At 60.2% G+C, this 23,886-nt stretch carries 28 protein-coding genes and 1 pseudogene; 20 read left to right on the forward strand and 9 right to left on the reverse strand.

Annotated features, from left to right (window positions below; translation table 11 throughout):
- The first annotated feature begins 4 nt into the window (after positions 1–4).
- Positions 5–1,072, forward strand: a complete 1,068-nt coding sequence (locus tag ACU0DV_RS10740; RefSeq protein WP_008335981.1) for a hypothetical protein — start codon at positions 5–7, stop codon at positions 1,070–1,072.
- 329 nt (positions 1,073–1,401) lie between these two features.
- Here ACU0DV_RS10740 and ACU0DV_RS10745 read toward each other — a convergent pair whose 3' ends face one another.
- A complete protein-coding gene (locus tag ACU0DV_RS10745) occupies positions 1,402–1,803 on the reverse strand; it encodes a MerR family transcriptional regulator (RefSeq protein ID WP_008335980.1) in 402 nt (133 codons plus the stop codon).
- Between the two features lie 96 nt (positions 1,804–1,899).
- Between ACU0DV_RS10745 and ACU0DV_RS10750 the strand changes: the two genes are divergently transcribed.
- From ACU0DV_RS10750 to merA, 6 genes are all read left to right on the forward strand, one after another.
- Positions 1,900–2,307, forward strand: coding sequence for a mercuric transporter MerT family protein (locus ACU0DV_RS10750; RefSeq protein ID WP_176244179.1), 408 nt, complete (start codon positions 1,900–1,902; stop codon positions 2,305–2,307).
- A 12-nt stretch (positions 2,308–2,319) separates the two neighbouring features.
- Positions 2,320–2,625, forward strand: a complete 306-nt coding sequence (locus ACU0DV_RS10755; protein WP_009807473.1) for a hypothetical protein — start codon at positions 2,320–2,322, stop codon at positions 2,623–2,625.
- Positions 2,626–2,641: 16 nt separating this feature from the next.
- Positions 2,642–2,944, forward strand: coding sequence for a hypothetical protein (locus tag ACU0DV_RS10760; protein WP_008335977.1), 303 nt, complete (start codon positions 2,642–2,644; stop codon positions 2,942–2,944).
- 97 nt (positions 2,945–3,041) lie between these two features.
- Entirely contained in the window at positions 3,042–3,272 is a 231-nt protein-coding gene (merF, locus tag ACU0DV_RS10765) for a mercury resistance system transport protein MerF (protein ID WP_050759304.1), read from the forward strand.
- Positions 3,273–3,335: 63 nt separating this feature from the next.
- Positions 3,336–4,685: a dihydrolipoyl dehydrogenase family protein gene (locus ACU0DV_RS10770; RefSeq protein ID WP_008335974.1), complete on the forward strand. Its 1,350-nt coding sequence runs from the start codon at positions 3,336–3,338 to the stop codon at positions 4,683–4,685.
- Positions 4,686–4,742: 57 nt separating this feature from the next.
- A complete protein-coding gene (gene merA / locus ACU0DV_RS10775) occupies positions 4,743–6,194 on the forward strand; it encodes a mercury(II) reductase (RefSeq protein WP_009807474.1) in 1,452 nt (483 codons plus the stop codon).
- 249 nt (positions 6,195–6,443) lie between these two features.
- Here merA and ACU0DV_RS10780 read toward each other — a convergent pair whose 3' ends face one another.
- Positions 6,444–7,790: an IS5 family transposase gene (locus ACU0DV_RS10780; RefSeq protein WP_127657319.1), complete on the reverse strand. Its 1,347-nt coding sequence runs from the start codon at positions 7,788–7,790 to the stop codon at positions 6,444–6,446.
- Between ACU0DV_RS10780 and ACU0DV_RS10785 the strand changes: the two are divergent.
- From ACU0DV_RS10785 to ACU0DV_RS10795, 3 genes and pseudogenes are all read left to right on the forward strand, one after another.
- Positions 7,729–8,001: pseudogene (locus ACU0DV_RS10785) on the forward strand (hypothetical protein); the annotation flags it as partial. The gene ACU0DV_RS10780 and the pseudogene ACU0DV_RS10785 sit on opposite strands and share 62 nt — an antisense overlap.
- A gap of 198 nt (positions 8,002–8,199) precedes the next feature.
- The gene (locus ACU0DV_RS10790; protein ID WP_420837136.1) at positions 8,200–8,412 is read left to right on the forward strand and encodes a hypothetical protein; all 213 of its coding nucleotides are present in this window, start codon (positions 8,200–8,202) and stop codon (positions 8,410–8,412) included.
- A gap of 24 nt (positions 8,413–8,436) precedes the next feature.
- Entirely contained in the window at positions 8,437–9,444 is a 1,008-nt protein-coding gene (locus ACU0DV_RS10795; RefSeq protein WP_418789403.1) for a transposase, read from the forward strand.
- On the opposite strand, the gene ACU0DV_RS10800 is transcribed toward ACU0DV_RS10795, so the two are convergent.
- The 5 genes from ACU0DV_RS10800 to ACU0DV_RS10820 all read right to left on the reverse strand — a co-directional run bounded on the left by ACU0DV_RS10800 (position 9,421) and on the right by ACU0DV_RS10820 (position 12,097).
- On the reverse strand, positions 9,421–9,819 hold the full coding sequence (locus ACU0DV_RS10800; RefSeq protein WP_425463158.1) for a cation diffusion facilitator family transporter: 399 nt from the start codon (positions 9,817–9,819) through the stop codon (positions 9,421–9,423). The genes ACU0DV_RS10795 and ACU0DV_RS10800 overlap by 24 nt on opposite strands.
- 1 nt (position 9,820) lies before the next feature.
- Positions 9,821–10,483 carry a TVP38/TMEM64 family protein gene (locus ACU0DV_RS10805; RefSeq protein ID WP_446273544.1) on the reverse strand — a complete coding sequence of 221 codons (663 nt, stop codon included), beginning with the start codon at positions 10,481–10,483 and terminating at the stop codon, positions 9,821–9,823.
- Between the two features lie 3 nt (positions 10,484–10,486).
- The gene (locus tag ACU0DV_RS10810) at positions 10,487–10,936 is read right to left on the reverse strand and encodes a DUF6010 family protein (protein ID WP_008327267.1); all 450 of its coding nucleotides are present in this window, start codon (positions 10,934–10,936) and stop codon (positions 10,487–10,489) included.
- 161 nt (positions 10,937–11,097) lie between these two features.
- A complete protein-coding gene (locus ACU0DV_RS10815; protein WP_222481193.1) occupies positions 11,098–11,535 on the reverse strand; it encodes an ion channel in 438 nt (145 codons plus the stop codon).
- An 88-nt stretch (positions 11,536–11,623) separates the two neighbouring features.
- Positions 11,624–12,097 carry a rhodanese-like domain-containing protein gene (locus ACU0DV_RS10820; RefSeq protein WP_008327269.1) on the reverse strand — a complete coding sequence of 158 codons (474 nt, stop codon included), beginning with the start codon at positions 12,095–12,097 and terminating at the stop codon, positions 11,624–11,626.
- Positions 12,098–12,285: 188 nt separating this feature from the next.
- Here ACU0DV_RS10820 and ACU0DV_RS10825 point away from each other — a divergent pair, with 188 nt between their 5' ends.
- The 7 genes from ACU0DV_RS10825 to ccmI all read left to right on the forward strand — a co-directional run bounded on the left by ACU0DV_RS10825 (position 12,286) and on the right by ccmI (position 18,974).
- Positions 12,286–13,008: a response regulator gene (locus ACU0DV_RS10825; protein WP_007803380.1), complete on the forward strand. Its 723-nt coding sequence runs from the start codon at positions 12,286–12,288 to the stop codon at positions 13,006–13,008.
- A complete protein-coding gene (locus ACU0DV_RS10830) occupies positions 13,008–14,474 on the forward strand; it encodes an ATP-binding protein (RefSeq protein WP_446273545.1) in 1,467 nt (488 codons plus the stop codon). The genes ACU0DV_RS10825 and ACU0DV_RS10830 overlap by 1 nt, the downstream gene beginning before the upstream one ends.
- Complete coding sequence (locus ACU0DV_RS10835) at positions 14,410–14,715, forward strand: SHOCT domain-containing protein (RefSeq protein ID WP_222481198.1); 306 nt, start codon at positions 14,410–14,412, stop codon at positions 14,713–14,715. Before ACU0DV_RS10830 ends, ACU0DV_RS10835 begins: the two co-directional genes overlap by 65 nt.
- A 65-nt stretch (positions 14,716–14,780) precedes the next feature.
- Positions 14,781–16,781 carry a heme lyase CcmF/NrfE family subunit gene (locus tag ACU0DV_RS10840; RefSeq protein ID WP_127657318.1) on the forward strand — a complete coding sequence of 667 codons (2,001 nt, stop codon included), beginning with the start codon at positions 14,781–14,783 and terminating at the stop codon, positions 16,779–16,781.
- Positions 16,782–16,789: 8 nt separating this feature from the next.
- Positions 16,790–17,356, forward strand: a complete 567-nt coding sequence (locus ACU0DV_RS10845; protein WP_375264045.1) for a DsbE family thiol:disulfide interchange protein — start codon at positions 16,790–16,792, stop codon at positions 17,354–17,356.
- A complete protein-coding gene (locus tag ACU0DV_RS10850; RefSeq protein WP_127657317.1) occupies positions 17,353–17,826 on the forward strand; it encodes a cytochrome c-type biogenesis protein in 474 nt (157 codons plus the stop codon). Before ACU0DV_RS10845 ends, ACU0DV_RS10850 begins: the two co-directional genes overlap by 4 nt.
- The gene (gene ccmI, locus ACU0DV_RS10855; protein WP_008327282.1) at positions 17,823–18,974 is read left to right on the forward strand and encodes a c-type cytochrome biogenesis protein CcmI; all 1,152 of its coding nucleotides are present in this window, start codon (positions 17,823–17,825) and stop codon (positions 18,972–18,974) included. Before ACU0DV_RS10850 ends, ccmI begins: the two co-directional genes overlap by 4 nt.
- A gap of 28 nt (positions 18,975–19,002) precedes the next feature.
- Here the strand turns inward: ccmI and ACU0DV_RS10860 are convergent, their stop codons facing one another.
- Both ACU0DV_RS10860 and ACU0DV_RS10865 read right to left on the reverse strand, forming a co-directional pair.
- Positions 19,003–21,132, reverse strand: a complete 2,130-nt coding sequence (locus ACU0DV_RS10860) for a protein-disulfide reductase DsbD family protein (protein ID WP_009807485.1) — start codon at positions 21,130–21,132, stop codon at positions 19,003–19,005.
- Positions 21,133–21,415: 283 nt separating this feature from the next.
- The gene (locus tag ACU0DV_RS10865) at positions 21,416–21,718 is read right to left on the reverse strand and encodes a DUF2933 domain-containing protein (protein WP_127657316.1); all 303 of its coding nucleotides are present in this window, start codon (positions 21,716–21,718) and stop codon (positions 21,416–21,418) included.
- Positions 21,719–21,873: 155 nt separating this feature from the next.
- Here ACU0DV_RS10865 and ACU0DV_RS10870 point away from each other — a divergent pair, with 155 nt between their 5' ends.
- The 3 genes from ACU0DV_RS10870 to ACU0DV_RS10880 all read left to right on the forward strand — a co-directional run bounded on the left by ACU0DV_RS10870 (position 21,874) and on the right by ACU0DV_RS10880 (position 23,884).
- Complete coding sequence (locus ACU0DV_RS10870) at positions 21,874–22,434, forward strand: L,D-transpeptidase (RefSeq protein WP_009807486.1); 561 nt, start codon at positions 21,874–21,876, stop codon at positions 22,432–22,434.
- A 28-nt stretch (positions 22,435–22,462) separates the two neighbouring features.
- A complete protein-coding gene (locus ACU0DV_RS10875; RefSeq protein WP_007803401.1) occupies positions 22,463–22,921 on the forward strand; it encodes a c-type cytochrome in 459 nt (152 codons plus the stop codon).
- 369 nt (positions 22,922–23,290) lie between these two features.
- Complete coding sequence (locus tag ACU0DV_RS10880; protein ID WP_007803403.1) at positions 23,291–23,884, forward strand: c-type cytochrome; 594 nt, start codon at positions 23,291–23,293, stop codon at positions 23,882–23,884.
- Positions 23,885–23,886: the final 2 nt, after the last annotated feature.

Raw genomic sequence — 23,886 nt, forward strand, 5'->3', positions numbered from 1 at the left:
ACATATGAAGCCGCAAGCATCTACTTTTCCTGATGATTTTGACGACCCCCTCATCACCACCGAGGGGGATGTGGGGGCTCACGAGGACGACCTCTGGTTCCTGCCGGGGCCGCTCGAAGAAGAACCGGATGATTTGCCGCCCGGGCCACGGGCAGAACCGTCCGACATTGCTGTCATCGACGACTGGGCAAAGGCGGAAGCGGCTCAGGCTGCGCGGCTGGCAAAGGTGGCTGGACGCCTGGGTGCGCTGGATGACCGCTTGCTGCGTGGCCCGGATGGCTGGCGACACAGACTGGCACTGATCGAGGCGGCAGACCTCAGCTGGCTTGCAGGGGATCGGGTGAGTTCTGACCGCCTCGCTCTTTGGATATCAATGCGATTGTCTGGCGCACAGGATGACCCGAATGCCTTGGCAAGAGTTGGCTGGGCTGTTCGCCGCCTGATGGGTGGTCCGGGTCCAATGGTCGATCTGGCGGCCTTTCTGGACCGCCGCGATCCCGAGAACATCGAGGATGCCACCGAGCGGCTAGAGGAGCGCGCGGGCGGATGGCTGGAGGTGATGAAATCAGCTGTTCATCTACACCCGATCACGCGGGCTTGCATGGGGTTTCACCTCTGGAGCTTGGCGGGTCTCGGGCAACAAGGCGACCAGATCGAAGCAGCCGTTACCGCGGCAAGGATCACGGCCAGCGACGGAAAGGGAGCGAACTTTGCACCACTAGCTATGGGTGGGGCAGGGGGGTTGCGCGCGTCGGGCTTACCACCGGAGCGTCTTGCTCGCTGGCTGGATGGGATGGAGACTGCCTGCCTGACCGCGATGCGGCACTTGGACTATATCGAGACATGGTCAGCGAGGACAGAAGCAGAGATGAGCTCGCTCTCAGGCAAAACTCCACCGGCTTTGCGTGCCGTGCTGACCGAATGGCCGCTCCTCTCCGCACCGATGGCCGAGGCCCTGACCGGCACTAGCCGAGCGGCGGTCCAGCGGAACCTGACCTGGATGGAAGAAAGGGGATTGGTCCGTGAGGTAACAGGGCAGGGAAAGTTTCGAATGTGGCGGACAGCAAATTAGAATTTGCCTAAATGAGAACAAGAACATGCCCAAGCGGGATTTCAGCCATTCAGTTTCCAGTAAAATACGCGACCTTCAGGAGAGGCGCGAGCACCTCGAAGCCGCGGTGCCGGATCGAGCGATAAATCTTGCGGTAACTCTGTGCCTGCACCTGTCCGAGTTGATCAGCTTGGCCGGCTACGGCCTGATTCGTGGAAGCGGATGTCTAGGAAACTAGGGGCACCTCAGAGCGCGGTTTCTTCGCTGCCCGCGATATTGGTCACGGTGTTCCTAGCGCGGAAGCCAAGGACTGTCCGGTTTGATTGCCGCGGATTTCCTCAAGAAACCTTTTAGGCCTCCTCCCTCAGCGCATCTATGACGGGGCATTCGGGCACATCGTCTCCGCTACATTGCGCCACGGTGGACGACAGGACGTGCTCAATGCGCTTGAGATCCGCGATCTTGGCGCGGACTGAAGCGAGATGCGCATTTGCCAGACCCTGCACCTCGCCGCAGGTCTGGGCCCCGCCATCGACCAATGCGAGCAGATCGCGAACCTCGTCGAGCGTGAACCCCAACTCGCGCGCGCGCATGATGAAGCGCAGACGCGCGACATGTCTGTCATCGTAGACGCGATAATTTTTGCTGGAGCGCGGCGGCTCGGGCATGACGCCGATGTTCTCGTAGTAGCGAATAGTTTCGAGATTGCAGCCGGTCAGCTTGGCCAGATCTCCGCGCCTGAGGACCTTCACCGATCTGTGATGATTATTCACACCAAACCCCCTTGAGCCTGTACCAGCTACAGACCCTAGATTGAGATCATCACTGAGGCAAGGATGATTCGAACCATGACTGAAACCACATCCGCCGGCCGCCAGTCGGCAATGGGCGAAACCCCGGCAGCTGACAAAAAGGCATGGGCGACAACCGGGCTCGGCGTACTCGGCGCGCTGGCCATGACCTCCTGTTGCATCCTGCCGCTGGTGCTGGTGAGCTTCGGCGTCACCGGCGTGTTCATCGCCCAGTTGGGCGCGTTCTATCAATATAAGTGGATCACCTTCGCACTGAGTGCCGCTTTCATCGGATACGGCTTTTACAAGGCGTATAGCCCGATCCCGGCCGAAGCCTGCGTTGATGGCACCTGCGCGCGACCGATGAACCGAACACTCATGCGGTCCATTCTCTGGATTGCCAGCGGGATCGTCGCCGTGGCGATGATCTTCCCCTACCTGACCCCCTACATCCTGTCCTACTGAAAGGCGTAACCGATGAAACATCTCTCTCTCGCACTCGCAACTCTCGGCATTCTGGCCGCAATGCCCGCCAGTGCCGAAGAACAGCGCATCAATGTCGGTGTCGCCGAACTGACATGCCCGACCTGCTCGTTCACCGTCGCGGCGGCGATGCGCGGCGTGCCCACGGTCGAAATCGTCGACTTCCAGGAAGGCGAGGAGTTTGGCACGGGCACTTACGTCGTGGCCTTCGACGATCAGGCGGCCAACCCAGACATGATCATCGAGGCGGTTCTGGCCAATGGCTATCCGGCCGAGGTGCTCCAGGCGGGGGAGTCCTGAGCACGGAAGGACGGGTATGGCCATGGATGACAAACATTTGGGCGGGCTTCTGGCCTTCATCATTGCCGCGCCGATCATGGTGATCTGCTGCGGCGGCGGTGGCGTCATCCTAGCCACCATTCTCGGCGGGATTGGCGGGTGGTTGATGGGGCTCGGCGGAATAGCCGCTGTCGTCGCGGCAATTGGCGCGGCGCTGGTTGTTCGCGAGATCAGGCGCAGGGGATCAGCAGGTGTCGATGGCGCACCGGATGAGACTTGCACCAAAACCCGGGCCGCCGGTGAGAGTATCCACCGCCCGGCCGATTTCGCGGCCGAGTAGAGCAACGCACCGGCACAGGTCTTTGGGCTGTTCGGGTCGATCCCGGATCCGGTGGCACCACGCAATTGATGCACCAGACATGAGGAAACAAATTACGATGCCTTCAGACGACACATCTTCGAACGGCCTTTTGAAAGTGGGCATCATCGGCACCATCATTGTGGCGCTCTGCTGCTTTACGCCCATTTTGGTGATCCTCTTCGGCGCGGTCGGCCTGGCCGCCGTCGTCGGATATCTCGACCTCGTGCTGTTTCCGGCACTGGGCATCTTTATCCTGCTGACCATTTACGCGCTCTGGCGCAAGAACGCGCGCGGCTCGGCGTCCTGAGGGAAACTGGGCTGACATCCATCCAAATAGCGCCTCAGACAAAGCATTGAAGAGAAAAACCTTATGACGAAGAGCTACGACCTTATCGTGATCGGCGGTGGAACCGGTGGCAATGGCGTCGCCCGGATGGCGGCGAATGCCGGCTGGAGCGTCGCCAGCATCGACAGCGAGCCCCATGGCGGCACCTGCGCCCTGCGCGGTTGCGATCCCAAGAAGATGCTGATCGCCGTCACCGAGGGCGTCGAGTGGGCGGAAAACATGAAGGGCAAGGGGCTGGAGGCGCAGCCTTCGGTCAACTGGTCCGACATGATCGCCTTCAAGCGCAGCTTCACCGACGCGATGCCACCGCGCATCGAGGCCGGGCTGGAAAAGGCCGGGATCGACGTCTTGCACGGAGAGGTACGGTTTACCGGCCCCGATGCGATCGAGTTGAACGGCGAGACCCTGAGGGCGAAGCATTTCCACATCGCCACCGGTGCCCGACCGATGACGCTGAACATCCCGGGCGAGGAGTATCTCGCCACCTCGACCGATTTCCTGGAACTGCCCGAGCGTCCCGACCGCATCGCCTTTGTCGGCGGCGGGTTCATCGCGATGGAATTCGCCCATGTGGCCAAGCGCGCGGGCGCGCGCGAGGTGACCGTGCTGGAGATGATGGACCGCCCCCTGGGCAACTTTGATCCCGATCTGGTCGCGATGCTGGTCGAGGCGACCGCAGAGCTGGGCGTCGATCTGCGCACCAAAGCGAAGGTGGCGAAGATCGAGAAACAGGGCGACGAAGTCGTGGTCACCGTGGAACGTCACGACGGCACCGAAACGATCACTTGCGATCTGGTGGTGCATGGCACCGGCCGCGTGCCCAACATAGACGGGCTGAACCTCGAGGCCGCTGGAGTCGAATACTCACGCCGTGGCATCAAGGTGAGCGACGCGATGCGCGCCACCAACCCGGCCATTTTCGCGGCCGGCGACTGCGCTGATAGCGGGTTGAATCTGACCCCGGTCTCGGCGGCAGAGGGACGCATCGCGGGGAAGAACATTCTGGGCGGCAAGGACGCGCGGGAGATCAAGTATCCGCCGATCCCGTCAGTGGTCTTCACCCTGCCCATGGTTGCTACCGTGGGCTTGTCGGAAGCGGCGGCCAGGGAGCAGGGGCTGAAGTTCGATGTGCATTTCGAGAAGACGGAGGGCTGGTATTCGTCGCTGCGCGTCGGCGCGAAACACACCGGATTCAAGGTTCTTGTCGAACGGGGCAGCGGGCAAATACTCGGCGCGCACCTGATCGGACCAGGAGCCGAGGAGCAGATCAATCTTTTCGCCATGGCCATGGGTGCCGGGCAGACCGCAAATCAGATCAAGGCGATGATTTTCGCTTATCCCAGTTACGCCTCCGACATCGGGTCGATGGTGTGAATTGAAATTTGACCGCCGCCAAGATGGTGGCGCCCGGTTCAAGTAAAGGAAATGAAAATGGATCAAACCGTCAAGGAACATGATTGCTGCTCTTCGAAGGATGTCGGCGCCGACAGTTATGACCTGATCGTCGTCGGTGCGGGCTCTGCCGGGTTCTCGGCTTCGATCACTGCAGCTGAAGCCGGAAAGCGGGTGGCGCTTGTCGGGCACGGCACCATCGGCGGCACCTGCGTGAACGTCGGCTGCGTTCCGTCCAAGGCGATGATCCGCGCCGCAGAGGCGGCCCATGGTGGCGCGTCCGCTGCCCGGTTCCCGGGCATTGCGTCCTGCGAACATGCGGTGGATTGGCCAGCCGTTGTGAAAGGCACGACCGATCTGGTCGCGGAGATGCGGCACAAGAAATATATCGACCTGCTGCCCGCCTATGAGAACGTCACCTATATCGAGGACGGCCCGGCGCGATTGGTCGAGGGTGGCGTCGCTGTCGGCGGGCGGGTGATATCCGCCCCGCGCATCCTGATCGCCACCGGCTCGCGCCCCCATCAACCTGCCATCAAAGGCATCGACACCGTGGAGACCCTCGATTCCACCGGTCTGCTGACCCTGCCCGACCGGCCCGAAAGCATCATTGTGCTGGGCGGCGGCTATATCGGCTGCGAGTTGGCGCAGATGGCCTCAAGGCTGGGGGTGAAAGTCACGCTTGTGACCCGCTCGCGCCTTCTGCCCGGCGCCGAGCCGGAGGTGGCCCAGGCGCTGACGCAAGCGCTGAAGACCGAAGGCATCGCGGTCGAGACCGGTCTTGCTTACGTCTCGGCCGCGAAAGCTGCGGGCGGCGTCATTCTGACTGTCGAACGCGATGGAAAGACCGAGGTTTTGTCCGCCGAACGGCTGGTTGTGACCACCGGACGGGTGGCCAATTCCGAGAACCTCGGGTTGGAAGACCTCGGGATAGAGACCGACGCGCGCGGCTCGATCAAGGTCGGTCCTGACATGGCCACGACGCGGGCCGGCGTCTGGGCGGCGGGCGATGTCACCGACCGTGACCAGTTCGTCTACATGGCCGCCTACGGTGCCAAGGTGGCAATCAACAATGCCCTTGGACTGGAGCCAATGCGCTATGAGAATGCGGCGATGCCATGGGTCGTGTTCACCGACCCGCAAGTGGCCGGTGTCGGCGTTTCAGAGGCTGGGGCCAAGGCGGCGGGGCACGAGGTCAAGATCAGCGTGATCACGCTCGACAACGTCCCGCGCGCCGCCGCGGCCCGCAACACCCGCGGCGTGATCAAGCTGGTGGCCGACGCCAAGACCGACCGCCTGCTGGGCGGCCAGATCGTGGCGCCCGAAGGCTCGGACACGATCCAGACGCTGGCAATGGCGCTCAAGTTCGGCATGACCTCCAAGGCCCTCGGCGAAACGATTTTCCCATATCTGACCACGGTTGAAGGGCTGAAACTTGCGGCCCAGACTTTCGACAAGGATGTGGCCAAACTCAGCTGCTGCGCGGGGTAATGCCATGGTGCTGAAGGAAAGGACCGATCTTCTGTCGACACTTCCCGGTGCGTTGATCGCGTCGCGTAGCCCTTAATTGGGCTCTGCCTCACTTTGTGTGGCGCAACTATCCTGAAACTGGAAAATTCAGGAGGGATAGTTGTGAGTTCGAAGAAGCACTGGTCGCCGGGCAGCGATGTTGCAGTTCAAAGCGTTGAACGAAGTGAATCCGGCGGGTGGATTGTATCTGGTCCGCCCTGAACAATTCGCTCAGACGGCGACAGCTCGGTTTCCGTGAGGGTGTCCCGCTGCGAACGCGCTGAGAATGGTGCGGATTAAGAGCGCCAAAAGCGCCCTGAGGTGGGCGAGGATCTTACGGATGTTGTGGCCGCAGGCGCAGAGGACGGCGAAGAGCGCGTCGCCGGTGGTGCCCATGAGCGGACAGCGCGTCAGCCGCCCGTCGGTTTTCATGTGGCCGATCTCCGGCTCGATGGCGCTGCGGCGACGCAGGAGCTTGGTCAGTGTTGGCGTCATCCCTTTCCGAGTGCCGCTGATCAGCACCCGCGTCGTCTCGACGCCGTGCCCGCGGTAGCCGCGGTCGACGAGCGCGAGAGCCGGGCGGTGGTCGGTCAACACCTCGACTTGCTCGAGGGCCTCGGCGAGGGTGTGGCCGTCATAGGGGTTGCCGGGCAGCGCCCGCATGCCGACGATGAAGCCCTCGTCGATGGTGGCGGCGACAGTGACCTTGGTCCCGAACTCGTAGCGCACCCTCGCCTTGCCCTTGGAGATGCAGTCTACCTCCGGCTCGTGCAGGCTGAAGATCTTGCCCTTGTCCTTCGGCTGCTGGCGCAGCAGCCGCGAAGTCAGAACCAGCATGTCGAGAATACGCTCCCGTAGCGGGCCTGCCGGCACGCTGTCGAGCTGGCGGCGCAGGTCACGCATGACGCGGCCCGTGTAGCCTTTCAGCGTCCGCAGCGCCTTGCGCATCCGCTTGAACTGGCGAGCGTGGGCATAACGTCCGACCTTGATCGCCAGGCGCGGCGCCAGGCGCGCGTAGCTCTGGCGAAGCTCGATGCCGGCCTCGGCAGACAGCGCCACCAGCTTCTGCCGCGCCGTCTCGTAGAGCCGGGCGTCGGTCGGATGCGCAATGTTCTTCTCCATGACCGTCGTGTCGACCGACACCCGCTCCAAGCTCTTCTCCTCAACCGTTCCTGAGGCGCGGCCAGCCTCGATGGTCTTGGTCAGCAGCCATTCGACGCCCTCTTCACCGATGCGCTTGCGCCAGCGGGTGAGTGAGGACGGGTCGATCGGCGGGCGGTGCTGGAAAAAGATCTCGCCGCAGAAGTGCTGGTAATACGGGTTCTCTACCCAGCGGGCGACGACAGCCTCGTCCGACAGGTCGAAGGCGTGCTGGAGATAGAGAAGCCCTGCGATGAGCCGCGGCGGCGTTGCTGGCCTTCCCACGGAGGAGGGGAAAAACCCGGCCCACTCCCGCTCGAAGAACTCCCAGTCGATCAGCTCCGCCAGTTTCGCCAGTTCGTGGCGCAGATCGATCATGTCGGTCAGGCGGGGACGCAGGAGGTCGTCCTGCTCTTCAGCGCGGGGACGAGGCTTCATCACGGCTCCGGAAATCGCAAGGTTTCAAGACGCAGCTTACGAAAGCCTGCGATTCCACGCCATCAATTTCATCAGATCAGCAAGCAAAGTCAGGTGCTTGGGAGTTGTTCAGGGCGAACTATCTGGCGTCTTGGCACCCAACGGCATTTGCCCAGACTGTGGATTGCATTCACGCCGACGTCATGGCTGGCGGCGTCGGTGGCTGCAGGATTATCCCGCGCATGGAGACGCGGTAACGGTTGATCTCGCAGTTTGCCGTTGGCGATGTTTGGCGCCTGCTTGCCCGCGCCGGACTTTCTCGGACCAGATCAGCTCGATTGCGCGTCCATTTGCACGTCGTACTTCGCGTGTAGGGGAGATTGTCGGCCATCTTGGGCATGCGACAGGCGGACGGCCTGCGGAGCGGTTGTTGCATCGTTTGGGCCTTGGGGTCAGCGATGACACGGTGCTCAGGCAGCTGAAAAGGTGTGCTCAAGGCACCACCGAGGCGCCGACAATCATCGGGATCGACGATTGGAGCTGGCGGAAATCGCAAACCTACGGCACGATCATCGTGGATCTGGAGCGTCGCGTGGTCATCGACATCCTCGAGGATCGAGATGTCGTCACCTGCACCAACTGACTAAAGCGACACCCCGAGGTGGAAGTGATCAGCAGAGATCGGTGCGGTCTCTACGCCAAGGCTGCCCGGCAAGGGGCACCGCAGGCAAAGCAGGTCGCCGACCGGTTCCATATCGTGCAAAACCTGCGGCAGGCCATTGAGGAACAGATGAACCTTCACGGCCGTGCCACCGGCAGGGCGCTGCTGTCCGACGCCGACAACATCACCGCAGCCGGAAGCCTTCTGAAGTCCCGCCTTGCGCACAGGACGTCCCGGGAAGAGATTTTCACCACCATCCATGCGCTCCGAAATCAGGGACTTTCCTGCAGCGAGATCGGGCGGCGAACAGGGTTTCCGCGTCGCAGCATCGCGAAATGGCTGCAGTTCGAAACACCACCGGACCGCAGGCGGGCCGCTTTGAAGCCGAGTTCGCCATGGTATTTTGAAGAGTTCCTGAGCCAAAGCTGGAAGGAGGGCATTCGAACTGGCAGCGCCCTTTTCAGTCTGATCCAAGAGCGTGGTTACGAGGGGAGCCAGTCGCATTTGCAGCGGCTGCTGGCGGGTTGGCGCAGAGCCGAACAGCAAGCGAGCGATCCCAAGGTAGAACACAAGATCCTGGAGCCGGTTCGGGACCCGGAAACGGGGCACGCGATCTCCCCGGTCATCGCGGCCGCGCTGTGCATCAAACCGCGCGGCAAGCTCACCTCGGATCAGGCGCGTAAAGTCGATGCGCTCAAGACCCGCTCTCCCGCCTTCGTATCGATGCGCAGCCTCGCCATGCGGTTCAATGGTATCCTGCGCGGCCGCGTGGCAGACCCGCTCCCTGCATGGATCGACGACGCGATCGAAACCGACCTGGCGCCCATCGTGCGCTTTGCCCGCACAGTGAACCGGGACTACGAAGCCGTCAAAAACGCCATCGAGATGCCCTGGAGCAACGGCCAAGCAGAAGGTCAGATCAATCGCCTGAAGACCCTCAAACGCGCCATGTACGGCCGAGCCGGTCCAGAATTGTTGCGGGCGAGAATGCTACCGTTCCACCACACAGATTGAGGCAGAGCCGATTAAAGGGCAACGCGACACCAGGTGAATCGGATTCCCGAGCCGCATCGCGCCCATCCAGATCACCAGAAGCGCCATACCGAGAAGAAAGCCGCCATTCACCAGTGCCCCGATGATCTCGGCGCGGTACCAGCCGAAACTCCGCGCCGAATCCGCCGGGCGGCGCGCAATGCGCTGCGCGATGATGGCCACCAGAACGCCGCCAACCGCCGACAGGGTGTGAAACGCATCCGACAGGACGGCAATCGAGCCAGTCCAGAGCCCGACGGCCAGTTCAATCACGAAGTAGACGCCGGTGAGCCAGGCCGAAATCACAAGGGCCTTGCCGGAACTCGGCATATGCCCGGCGTGGGAATGACTGGCCATATCAGCTCTCCTTCCGTTTCGTACCGGTCTTTCGCGTCGCGGCGAAGAGAACCGACAGGCCGGTAAAGCCACCCAGCGCAAGTGCGGTCCATGTGGCAGTGCGGGCATCGCCGTTCATCGCCTGGCTGCCCATGTGAGCGAGCAAGAAACTCGCTGGAATAATCCCGGCCATCGTGGCCAGCGCGAACCTCCAAAGATGCAGCTTGCTCAGACCTGCGGCGTAACTGATCATATCGAAGGACAGAAACGGCAGCAGGCGACTGCCGAAGACCAGGAAGGTCAGAGTGTTCTGGGACCCGAACAGGCCTGCGTTAATCTTCTGACCGAGATGACGCTCAACGAAGGGACGACCCAAGCCGCGGGCCAGACCAAAGGCGGCAAGCGCACCGAGTTCCGCACCTAGAACGACGAAGAGCGTCCCGTACGTGTGTCCATAAGCCGCTCCGGCGGCGAGTGCGATTGGCGCCGAGGGCAGGGGGCTTGCGACAATAGCGATTGTCATGAGCGCCACGATGACAATTGGTCCGGCAAGACCTGCCGCCTCGATCCAGCGGTCAATTTCCGCGCGATCCGGCAGGCGAATGTCAACGCCAAGGACGTCCGGGAAGGCCAATGCGACGACTCCCATCAGGAACACCGCCATAAAAAGGATGCGCATCATCATGGATCAAAACACGGCATAGAGCAGAACGAAGAACGTCGCTGCCAAAAGGTCAAAGGCCACGCAGAATGGAATATACCAGTTCGGAATCCGGGCGAGACGATAAGAATTGTGGTGTGACATGTCCCAAAGGGCGTGAAGGGCCAAGCCCAAGGGGAGGAAGGCCCACTGCCATATCAGCCCCAGGAACGCTGCTAAGCCGAACAAAAGGGCGACCGCGAGCTCTGCCCAGAACACGCGCGCTCTGCCGTCCGCAGCGCCAAAGCCGATATAGGCACCGCCAATCAAAGCAAGCGTGATCGAAGCAAGAGCTATCGAGCTTTGCTCATCCAAAAAAAGGTGAGCCGGCAATGTGAGAACGACAAGCAACACGCCAACCCATACGGGAGATTTCAAGATATCCCCGTGTCGATGGTGCGATACGTGATCGCCTGTCTTTTCGAAAATCTGTGCCATGGCTTTGTACCTAGGGATTCCAGCAACTGGAAGGTCAAGGGCTATTCATCCACGCGCGCAACGCAGCGCTCACTCAACCGTTCCACGGTGAGGTCAAAGGACCGATATCAGGACGTATTTGACGCTGACGCCAAGCTCATGTCCGACGCGCGTGGCGATTTTCAGTCATCTTTCGCCTTCTGCCAGACTTGCTGGCAGGCTGAGTAAAGAAACGTCGCTGACCAGGTCAGCAACATGAAGCCCAAAAGCGATTGCAGCATCAGCAATAGTCGAAAGGGTCCGACCACCTCTATGGACGAATAGCCAAGGGTCGAGAACGAGATGCCCGTAACATAGAGAACATCCTGAAACATCGGAGGGCTGTTGCTGAACGATTGCGGCAGAACGCTTGCCACCACCATCGTGTTGAACACGGCGAGCGTCACAAGTTCCAAGACATGCAGCAACAGCAACGTGGAAAACGTCAGGATGATCCGAAAGCCGGAGCCATCCGACCGCTGCGGGGAAAACTTCAGAATGCCCGACAACGCATAATGATGGACAATTCCCATCACGATCGCCGCGCATATTCCGACAAACATAGCCATCAACTCGGTCATACACCCAAACCCGTCTTCCTGTTCAAACAGGTCAATTTGACCATACATCAGGCTTTTAGCACAACGGGACCAATTGATTCTTCACTGGTCAGGCCAACGCGGGGGGCAACCCGTTCAGGGCGACATCCACCGGAACGGTCGGCAAGTTCGATGCGATCCAGCCAGGCCCTTCGCCTGATCCCAACATCCCTTCCGAGATATCGGCGTAGCCCGAATAACCAGCTTGTCTCAACGCTCGAAGCAGCGATGCGGAGCGTCCGCCAGTGGCGCAGATCAGTCCAACAGTGCGATCACCGCTCAGTTCCTTGGCCCTGAACAATCGGTCCGGAAAACCGGACGCGTGCATGCTTATCGGCCATACACCAGCACCTACGCCGGTTTCTTGCCACTCTTTGTGCGTTCTGACATCGATGATCCGCGCCGTATCCGATAGAAGCGCGTCAAAGGCATTCTCTGCCGACCAGACAGATCGGCTCTGCGCCAACAGCGGTGACGCCGCGACGGTCAGCACCGTCATATGAGCACCCAGAACGAAACGGCGCCGGTTCAAATCAAGAGCCATATTCGAAAACCTCATCCTTTGATCGGTTGCGATCCCAAAGGTCACATAACATACGCGCGACGCTACCCGGGAGCACGACACGGTGCAGGCACAGATTTGTATCCATCTGTAGCAAGGGACTGACCTGATACAAACGGCTACAATTCTGCCCATGAAACAGAATGCAACGATGATCTAGGAAGGACGCCATGGGACCGCCACCTCATATCCTTATCGTGGACGACCACGCTCAGATACGCGAAAGCGTCGCGCGCTTCCTGGAGAAGAACGGAATGCGCACGACCGTCGCCAGGGATGCCGTGGAGATGGATGCCAAGCTGGCCACTGGTCACTTCGACCTCCTCGTGCTCGATGTCATGATGCCGGGCGAGGACGGTTTGTCGGTTTGCCGCAGACTTGCGCCAGAGGGTGATCTTCCGATCATCATGCTGACGGCGCTTGGTGAGGAAACGGATCGGATCGTGGGTCTGGAAATCGGTGCGGACGATTATCTCGCCAAGCCGTTCAATCCACGAGAACTGCTCGCCCGCATCAAGTCGGTTCTTCGGAGAAGCAACCGCGACGAACCTGTGGCCGGAAGCCTCGCTGGGAGGAAAGTCTCTTTTGCGCACTGGATACTGGATACCGACCGGCAGGTGCTGATTGACGAGTCCACCACCGAGACCCCATTGACGACCTCCGAGTTCAAATTGCTGGCGGTCCTGCTGGAACGCGCGAGGATGGTGCTCAGCCGTGACCAGTTGCTTGACCTGACCGCTGGTCGGACGGCAGGCCCGATGGATCGCACCATCGACAATCAGATCAGCCGTCTCCGCCGCAAAATCGAGCCGGATGTACTTAGGCCCAGTGTCATCAAAACGGTGCGGAACGGCGGATACTGTCTGGCTGCCGATGTCGAGGATGCGCCGTGATGCGCCGTGCGATGAGATCTCTGAGCGGCCAATTGATCCTGCTTGTGGTCGCGGCACTTGTCGTGGCCCAGGTGATCAGCCTGTTCCTGTTCGCCGACGAGCGCAGCCTTGCGATCCGTGCAGCTTTAGGATTCGAGGCCGCGGGTCGCGCAGCGAATGTCGCGCGGTTGATCGAAGAGGCCCCGCTGGATCTGCAGGACTCGATCCTTCGCGCGGCAAATTCGCCTCTGATCCGGTTCGATCTGTCGGACGCTCCGATCGTGGATCACACCGGTCATTCGGACGGCGGCATCGTGGAAGCGCGCATACGCGCCCTGATGGATGACAGCTACAGCCGGGATATTCGCGTTGAATTGCACGAGGTCGAGGGCGAGTTGCGGCCTCTTCCCAATCTCTCGGACGAGATGACAGAAATGCATCTCGCGATGATGCGCGGAGAGTTGACAGCGGTTGAAATGAACCTGTCCATCGCCATCAAGGGAGCGCGTTGGCTGAATGTCGGAACGCGGTTCGAGCGACCGCCGATCCAATGGCCTTTCTATTCGATGCTGACCTTCGGGATTTCCGCCGGACTGCTTCTGGTGGCGATCTTCTGGTTTGTAATGAAGCGCCTGACGCGTCCTTTGCGGCACCTGTCGAAGGCCGCGGACCATCTTGGCCGGGGCGAAGATGTGGGCGAATTGGCGGTCACAGGGCCGACCGAGGTCAGAGATCTGACCGTCGCATTCAACCGCATGCAACGACGGCTGACCCGGTTTGTCAGTGATCGTACACGTATGCTCGCAGCCCTTGGCCACGATTTACGCTCGCCGTTGACTGCCATGCGTGTCCGCGCGGAGCTGGTTGACGAAGAAGAGACGCGGGACAGCCTCATCGCATCGGTCGAAGAGATGCAGAGTATGGTCGAAGCGACGCTCACCTTTGCACGCGGCCTTACCGGATCCGAAGGTGCCGAAGTGGTCGATCTGCGCAATTTTCTGGACAGCTTGTGCAGCGATATGGCGGCACACTGCACCTTTGCCCCGAGTGATGATGTTGCCGTGCGGCTTCGACCCAACGCGTTCCGAAGGGCACTGAGGAACTTGCTTGAGAACGCCGTTCGCTACGGTGGTGCCGCAAAAGTCAGCTGGGCGACCCACGGTTCGAACCTCGTACTCAACATCGATGACAATGGGCCCGGCATTCCCGTCGACCAGTTGGAAAAGGTCTTCGATCCGTTCTATCGCCTCGAGCAATCGAGGTCTCTGGAAACGGGCGGTTATGGGCTTGGGCTCTCAATCGCGAGGACAATCGTCCAATCCCATGGCGGCGATATCCAGCTGGTCAATCAGAACAGCGCGGGTTTGCGCGCTGTTGTCACCATCCCGTTGGATGAAACCGAACTGATCGAAGGAGAAACAGATGAAACTGAACGCGTTGATCCTGCCGTTGCTGGCCAGCTTGCCCGCCAGCATGGCGCAGGCTGATGGACCAGGCTCCTGGACGGGGCACATGTGGGGCAGTGGCTATGGCTTTATGGGCGGCTTCATGATGCTCGCCTTCTGGGGTGCGCTGATCGCATTGGTGGTGTTTCTGGTGTTCAGGCTGCGGGACAATGGCACCCGTCCCCCGGACTCGGACGCGCAGGAAGCGCTCAGGCGCCGCTTTGCAAATGGGGAAATCGACGAAGAAGAGTTCCGTCGCCGCAAAGCAACGCTCGACGAATAGACCCCGCCGCGGACGCCAAAGCCGTCCGACGCGACGCCCACCGACGCTGAATAGGAAAGAACGCCATGGTCCCGGAAATTGGTCACTTCGCACTGGCCCTCGCACTGGCGCTTGCGCTTGTTCAGAGTGTTCTACCGATTGCAGGTGCGTCGCGTAGAAATGCCGTCTGGATGAAATCCGCCCAGGCGACGGCAATAGGACAAGTGCTGTTTGTGGCCATCGCCTTCGCAGCGCTGATGCAGGCTTTCATCGTCAGCGATTTTACCGTCAGGAACGTCGTCGAGAACTCCCATTCGCTCAAGCCAATGCTCTACAAGGTGGCCGGGACCTGGGGCAGCCATGAGGGTTCGCTGCTGCTCTGGATCCTGATACTCGCGGTGTTCGGCGCGGGCGTCGCCTGGTTCGGATCGAACATCCCCGCCGAGACCAAGGCGCGCACCTTGTCGGTGCAGGCGTGGATCAGCGTCGGCTTCCTGTCCTTCCTGCTGCTGACGTCGAACCCCTTCGAGCGGGTGTTTCCGCCGCCGCTCGACGGCAATGACCTCAACCCGTTGCTTCAGGACATGGGTCTCGCCATGCACCCGCCGCTCTTGTATTTCGGGTATGTCGGCTTCTCCATCGTGTTTTCCTTTGCCGTTGCGGCTCTTCTGGAAGGGCGCGTCGATCCGGCCTGGGCCAGATGGGTCCGCCCGTGGACATTGGCCGCGTGGGTCAGCCTTACGGCAGGTATCGCTCTTGGATCGTGGTGGGCCTATTATGAACTGGGCTGGGGCGGCTGGTGGTTCTGGGACCCGGTCGAGAACGTGAGCTTCATGCCCTGGCTTCTGGGCACGGCGCTGCTGCATTCCGCCATCGTCACCGAAAAGCGCGACGCGTTCAAAAGCTGGACCATCCTACTTGCCATCCTGACTTTCTCGCTTTCGCTGCTCGGGACGTTCATCGTCCGGTCAGGCCTGCTTACATCCGTGCATGCCTTCGCCGTCGATCCAGAGCGCGGGCTTTACATTCTGGGTCTGCTGGCCGTGTCCATCGGTGGGTCGCTGGCGCTCTACGCCTGGCGGGCGCCCGAAATGGAGCCGGGTGGTCTGTTTCGCCCGATCAGCCGCGAGGCCGGGCTGCTCGTGAACAACCTCATTCTGGCCGCCGCTACGGGAACGGTCCTGTTCGGGACGCTTTATCCGCTGATCCTCGAGGCTATCACGGGGGACAAGATCTCGGTGGGTCCACCTTTCTTCAATGCGGCTTTCATTCCGATGATGCTGGCGCTGGTCGTGTTCATGGGTCTTGGTCCATTCCTGTCGTGGAAGCGGGCTGATATCGCCGGGTTGCTCGATCGCATTCGGTTCGTGGTCGTTCTGGCGTTCATCGCAGTTTTGGCCGCATGGTATCTTCTGAACGGTGGGCCGATCATGGCCTATCTTGCCATCCTTGGCGCAGCGTGGCTGCTTTTTGCAACCCTACGGGAATGGGCGCTACGCATCCGCCTGTTCGAGGTTCCCCTTGCAGAGAGCGCGAGACGCGCGCGCAATCTGCCACGCGCCTCTCACGGTATGACACTCGCCCATGCCGGCGTCGCTGTGTTGATGATGGGGATGATCGGCTCGACCGGATGGAAGAGTGAGGAGATCGTCTTTGCCGCCCCCGGGACCGAAGTCACGATCGCGGGGTTCGACATCACCTTCGAAGGGGCCACACAGGTTCAAGGGCCGAACTACATCGCGGATCGCGGCACCCTTGTGGTCCGTCGGGATGGCGAGCTGGTCACGACGCTTTTCCCAGAACGCCGGTATTACCCGGTCGCGGAAAGCCAGACGACGGAGTCGGCCATCCGCTCTACATTGGCGGGTGATCTCTATACGTCGATTGCAACGCCAGCCTCCGATCAAGTGAACAACGCCGGAGCATGGACCCTTCGGATCCTCTATGAACCGCTCGTCAACCTGATCTGGATCGGCTCGATCCTGCTGGTGATCGGTGGCTGTTTGTCCTTGTCGGATCGCCGTTTGAGGGTCGGGGCGCCGCGCCGCGCCAAACAGCCAGCCAGCGATGCTGTTCCTGCCGAGTAGGAGAGAAGATGAAACGTCTCATTGCCGGGCTGCCGTTTATTGCGGCGGTCATATTCGGGGGTTTTTTTCTCTGGGGGCTCAATCCCGACCGGGATCCCAACGAGATCCCTTCCGTCCTGATCTCGCAACCGGCCCCGGCGTTCGACCTCGATCCCGTGCCGGGGTTGGAGACACCCGGCCTGGCCCGAAGCGATCTTCTAGGCAACGAACGACCGGTCGTGGTCAATGTCTTTGCGTCCTGGTGCGTGCCCTGCCGCGCGGAACATGCCGTGTTGACACGCTTTGTCGAACGCGAGGGCATGCGGTTGTTCGGCATCAACTACAAAGACAAACCAGAAGATGCCGTGAAGTGGCTCAATGACCTCGGCAATCCCTACGAACGGATCGGGTCCGACCTTTCAGGCCGGACAGGGATCGAATGGGGCCTTTCAGGCGTGCCGGAAACCTTCATCGTCGATGGCGATGGTACTGTTCTGTTTCGCTATGTCGGGCCGGTCGTGGGTCCGGACGCCGTCGAACGGTTCACGCAAGCCCTGAAGCAGGCAGGCGCACTGCCAAAGGGAGCAGCATCATGAGACAGTTGATTTTCGCGTTTTGCATCGGGCTCTTTCCCTTTGCCGCCAATGCGGTCGAACCAGACGAAATGCTGACCGACCCGGTATTGGAACAGCGTGCGCGGGAGATTTCCAAGGATCTACGATGCGTCGTCTGTCAGAACCAGGACATCGACAGTTCGAACGCGGGTGTGGCGCGGGACTTGCGTCTGCTCGTACGCGAGCGCCTGGTCGTTGGAGACAGCGACGCGGAGGTGATCGAATACATACGGGCGCGGTACGGGGATTACGTGCTGCTGAAACCGCCTCTGGAGCCTGCGACCTACGCGCTTTGGTTCGCTCCGATCGCTTTCGTTCTGATCGGGGTTTTCGTTGGTGGCGGGCTACTGATGAGTCGGCGAAAGCAAGAGGCATTTGAAGACTTGGGCTCGGAGGATGAGAACACCGTGTCCGAAATTCTCAGGCAAAACGAAGCGAGGGATGCGTCATGATCTGGGGTATTTTCGTTCTTTTGACGCTGGTCGCAATCGGAATTGTCCTCTACCCGCTGCTGCTGTCCAAATCGAACACTCTCACCAGAGGGGATGCGGTACCGGCGATCCTCGCCGATCAGATGCGGGAAATCCAACGAGACATGGACCGCGGTTTGATTTCTGAACAGGAAGCTCAAGCGGCCAGACTCGAGATCAAGAAACGGATCCTCGCGACGACCCGCAATTCGGAAGAAAAAGCCGGATCATCCCGTAATGGTGGCAGAGTCACTCTCGTTGTCGCGGCGGTCCTCGCGCCGGTTATTGCCGCGGGCTACTATCTGACGATGGGATCGCCGGAGGTTCCTTCAATGGCCTTCGCTGCCCGTGCAGAGGAGCGGGCACAGACTGATGAAGTGACGGCGCTGGCAATACAACTTCGCGAAAGGCTTGTATCCGATCCGACCGGCGGCCCTAGCGAAGGGTGGATGCTGTTGGGCCAGACCTATCAGCGCATGGGCAGAGCAGCCGATGCCGTCGAAGCCTTCGAAGTCGTTGCCGAACGGGAGGATGCCACCTCCGCGACATTCTCCATGCTGGCAGAGGCTGTCGCGGTTGCCAATGACGGCGTTGTTATTCCACGGGCGAAATTGGCCATTGATCGCGCTTTGGACCTTGACCCATCCAATCCTGCGGCAACCTACTTCGAGTCTCTGTATTACTTTCAGCAAGAAGAGACGCGTAAGGCCTACGATCTGCTTGTTTCACGACTGAATCAGGAAGAGGCTTACGTTCCCTGGATGGAGACCTATGCAGCGCAGATCAACCGGATTGCAGCGGCAGCTGACCTTCCGGTCGTCAATCTACCCAGCGGGCCGACGTCGCAACCAGGCCCGAGTGCCGCAGATGTCGCGGCGGCGTCGGAGATGAATGACGCGGATCGCGCGGAGTTCATCCGATCGATGGTCTCGCGGCTGGCCGAGCGTCTTGAGGATGAACCGGACGATCTGGATGGTTGGATGCGGCTGGCAAATGCCTATACCGTCCTTCAGGAGCCCGATCGCGCCGTTGAGGCCTACCGCAAGGCTGAAGCGCTGTTGGAGCAGCAGCCCGCCAGTGATCCTCGGCGTGCGGCGGTCCGTGCCGCGCTTGAGCGGCTCGGCGGCTGACTACTGCTCGGTGTCCCGGTCGAGCAGGTCACTCCTGTCCGGCAACCTTTGCGGAAACATCCCGACCACTGGCTTGCGCCAAGGCGTTCATCACGTCCTCGGTTTTTAGCAATTCGGACAGCACAATGCCGTTCGGTGCCGATGGTCCGTAGACGGCATTGAAGGGGATGCCGTATCTGCCGAAACTCTCAAGGTAGCGGGAAATGCGCGTGTCCGGGCGTGTCCAATCTGCCTGCATCGCCGTGACCCCAGGCGCTTCAAGCGCGCTCCGGACTGGCTCCCGATCGATGATAAGTGTCTTGTTCGCTTTGCAAGTCAGACACCAGTCAGCGGTCACATCGACAAAAACGACCTCTCCTGCGGACACGCGTTTCGCTATTTCCGAACGATCAAATGCGATCCAAGCCATTGCCAACTGCGGCGTCGAACGCGCAGGTGCTGATTGCTGCAAGAGAGGACCTGCGGCAATGGCCAGGACAAGGCTGGCTATGGCAATAGACCACCTGAATTGGGACTGCACATTCGGGAGAGATAGTATCAGAACGGCGAGACCGGACAACGCCGCGACCGCGATGACAGACGCAAGCCCGGCGACACCGTCGAGCACCCAGAACAGCCACACGGCGGTTGCAAGCAACAAAACCCCCATGACGCTTTTGATGATCAGCATCCATCGACCAGGCTTGGGCATGAATGCGACCAGACGCGGGAACGCGGCGATGACGAGATAGGGCAGGGCGAGGCCGAGCCCGAGGCTCGTAAAGACGATGAGGATGTCCACGCCACGCCCGGCCAAAGCAAAGGCCACCGCGGTGCCGAGGAACGGTGCCGAACAAGGCGTCGCCATGACGGCACCGAACATGCCAGTGAAAAAGTCGGCGGAATACCCGTTGCGTCCTCCGGCCCCTGCAAGCCGCGTCTGCATGCCGTGTGGAAGGGCGAACTCGAACGCTCCGAACAGATTTGCCGAAAAGACGAGCAGGACAGCGATCATCGCCGCAAGAAACAGCGGGCTTTGAAACTGCAAACCCCACCCGACGCTGAGGCCTGCCGTCTGGAGCGCCCAGAGGACGAGCGCCAGACCCCACATGAACGTCATGATGCCGGCGCTGGCAGCGACGAAACCGAACCGGACACGGGTTGTGTCGTGATCGGTGTGTTTGAGCACAGACGACACCTTGATGGACAGCACCGGCAGCACGCAGGGCATCACATTCAGGATCAATCCGCCCAGCAGCGCGATCGCGGCAATCCAGATCAGTTCCATCATGTCCGGTGTCGTGGCGGCCAGTTCAAAGGGTGGTGCTATTCCTTGCGCCACGCGATCCGCGATGATCGTGAAGGCCCGGTTCTCGCCGTCGGTGACGGTAATCGACGGAGCCACTGTCACATCCGTATTCGACGAGAGGATCGGCAAGCGCGCCCAAAGCAAACGATCCTCTTCTCCCAAACGGATATCGGGTTTGCCAAGCGCAACACCCATACCCAGTTCGGGAAACACATCCGGCGACTGGAGTGGTTCATCGACGCGAAGGCTGACGATCAACTCCGTGAGGTCTTCGTCGATGAAGGCATTTGCCTCGCTGACGCCGCTCGTCTTGGCCCCTTCGGGGACGCGCTCGGAAAACGTACCGATCAGCCCAGCCGAAGTGCTGTCGATGACGTTGCCCCGTCCGAGGCGAAGTGACAGGTCAAACTCTTCCGGGACACAGACATTGGAGCACACCAGCAGTTTGACCTGCGCGGAAAGAGTCACAGGTGCGCCGGGATCTTTGAGCGTTATGCGCAGCGGAAAGACGACTTCACCCGCATAACCAAAATTTTCGATGCCGAAGGCGGTGAAGCGCGTCGGGGCGGGCCACATGAATTCGACATCTGCGACGTTTTCGGAACCGCTCCATTCGACCGAAGGCGGTATTCCCACCTCGCCCGCCGACCGCCAATAGGTCTTCCAGTTTTCGTTCAGTTGAAGGTGAAGCCCGGCTGACAGAGTCTGTGTGTTCTCGGGAACGCCGTCCTGTACACTAATGAGATGCGCGGTGAGTGGCGCGCTCTGGTATTCAGCAGAGGTTGCTGCCGCGACACTTCCAGAGACAACGGCCAGGAGCACGAAGGGAATAAGCAAAACCCGTCGCAGGATCAAAAGGCAATCGATCAAGATACCTGCTTCCTTCCCATATTTTCCGCAGATTTCGCCAGGACGGCGGAAATTGCGTCAAAGTCCACCTGTGGCAAAACCCTGACGACCGTCCGCACAGACAATTCGCGCAACGCCAGTCGCAGAAGATGAAAGGGTTCGACACCCATCCGGCAGAAGGTCTGACGCTTGCTTCGTGGACACGATAGCCTTCAGATCTAGGCAGTCTGCAAGGCTTCCCGCGCAACCTCCAAGTAATGTAACCATCAACAGCAATACGAATACCTTTGCTTTCCCTCGCACATCACTGCCTGTTGCGGGCGACGCTAGGAATCACGGAACTTATGGGCTCGGGCGCTTCCTCGATAGTATCGTTTGCCTTGTCGGAATGGCACGATTTCCCCATGAATCTATGCATCACAAGATGCGCTCCAACGCACAACAGGAGCGGGGCGAAAGCCGATGCATTGCCCCACATACCCGCAAGCGTTCCGCCAGCGAGAAAAAAACCGATCACGGGCAACAGCATCACAATGCAACACGCCATCATTCCGTAATGCATGAGCCTGTCTGTAATCGGCTTATTCTTGGGATTTTCGTCGTCCATGACACCCTCTTTGTCTCGTTCCTGGCGTCATTTGCGACCCTCCAGCAGGGTAAGGTCAAGGATACAAATGGATACACTTCTCGCGGCCTTGTCAGGTTGCCTGATGCCGGGTCTCCCGTAAAAGACATGTACAAACCGTAGGCTAGGAGTGTGTCATGACGACATCGCGAAACAACAAGATCAATCGACGAAGCCTGTTGGGGTATGCGGCTGTCGCTTTGGTTGCACCAAGCGTGGTTCGAGCCGAAACCATTCGCCGCAACATTTCTTCTTTCCGAGTTCATGACTGGCAAGACCATTTCGACACGCTCGGCAAAGGGATCATCATCTCAGACACCGTGACGATGGCGCTACAGCACTGGACAGCGGACGGCGAGATGCGGATTTACCCGACATCCGTTCCGCTGACCGACGAACTCACCAAACGCGGTTACACTGAAGTGGTGGAAAAACGCAAAAACCCCAGTTGGGCGCCGACGCCCTCCATGCGGGAACGCAATCCGGAATGGCCGGCACGTATCGAGGGGGGTGATCCGGACAACCCCTTGGGTACTCGCGCACTGTACCTGTCGTGGCAGTACTACCGTATTCACGGGACACAGGACACGCGCAAGATCGGCCGCCGGTCGTCAAACGGCTGCATCGGTTTGTTCAACGAACAGATCGAGGAAGTCTACGAGCGAGCGCCTGTCGGCACTCAAGTCAAACTCATCTGACCCAACGGGCAAGGCGGAAGATACAGGCATGGACAAATTAACTGCGCTGATTGGTGCCGTTTTTGTTATCGGCGGGGGTTTTGCCGTTTGGCAGTTCGTTGGAGCCGAAGATTTAGCGGTTGGCCACTCCATGACGCCACCTGACACAAGCGAGATTGCCGAAGGCGATCCGATCGTCCAGGTCCAGCTGCCTGACGCACTCTCGCAGCAGGCGGCGCTTGGGAAGAACATATTCGAGGCAAAATGTTCCGAGTGTCACGGCGAAAATGCCGCCGGTCGCAACGGTGTTGCGCCGCCTCTCGTGCACAAGATCTACGAACCGAGCCACCATTCGGACATGGCTTTTGTTCTGGCAGCTCAAAACGGCGTCCGTGCACATCACTGGAATTTCGGTAATATGCCTAAGATCGAGGGATTGACCCAAGGAGACGTCAAGATGGTGGCCGCCTATGTCCGCGAATTGCAGCGGGCCAACGGGATCAACTGATGCGTTGGTCGAAGACGAACCGATGGATTCTGTCGGCCGTTTTCGGCCTTTTCCTTGTAGTACTCGGGGTGCCAGAGGCGCCGGTATATCATGGTGAAACGTCGTTGGGGCAGGAATACCATGGTCACGAAGACGCAGGGCCATCGACCGAGGCCTCTGGCCACTGCCATCCAGGCCTCGATTGTTCTGTCCCGGCAGCGTTATTGCTTCAGCCGAACATGGCGTACGAGCCTTCTTTTCTGAAAGCCGTCATGCAAGACGGCGCGATCCAACGAACCGAATTGCGCCCGATCAGCGATCCTCCACCGCCCCGACGGTGGGTCTGATTTCACATCGCTCGAAAAGCAGACCCAAAGAAGGATCGAAGACATGAAAAAGACGACTATCGTAGCGGCAGTGTTGATTGCAGGTACTGCGGTCACGGCATTCGCGCATAGCGGTGCCACCGGCATCGTGAAAGAGCGCATGGATGCCATGCTTGCAATGGGGAAGGCGGTCAAGACCGTGGCCCCGATGATGCGGGGCGAAACGGCCTATGACGCAGAAACAGTGCGCGATGCCGCGCGCCTGTTCCAGCAGCACGCCGGTGAGAGCATGACAAAGCTGTTCCCAGAGGGCACAGGGGGCATGCCCTCGGAAGCCAAGGACGAGGTGTGGACCGACTGGGAGCGCTTCGCGGCATTGGCAAGTCAGCTGGAAGAATACTCTGAGGGCCTGGAACGCGCAGCCGACAATGGATTGGGCGGCATGAGCGGCAATACCTCCATGGATGGCGCCTCGATGATGGGCGGCGGGTCAATGATGGGAGGCGATACAACCATGATGGGCGGGAGCACGATGATGGGCCGAGGCGACATGATGGATGCGGCCGCCATTGCCGAAATGCCCGCCGACGCAGCATTCGCGATGACGACCCAGGTCTGTTCCGCATGCCATGAACGCTTCCGGGCGGAAGAAGACTGACC

The organism is Sagittula sp., from assembly GCF_052825245.1.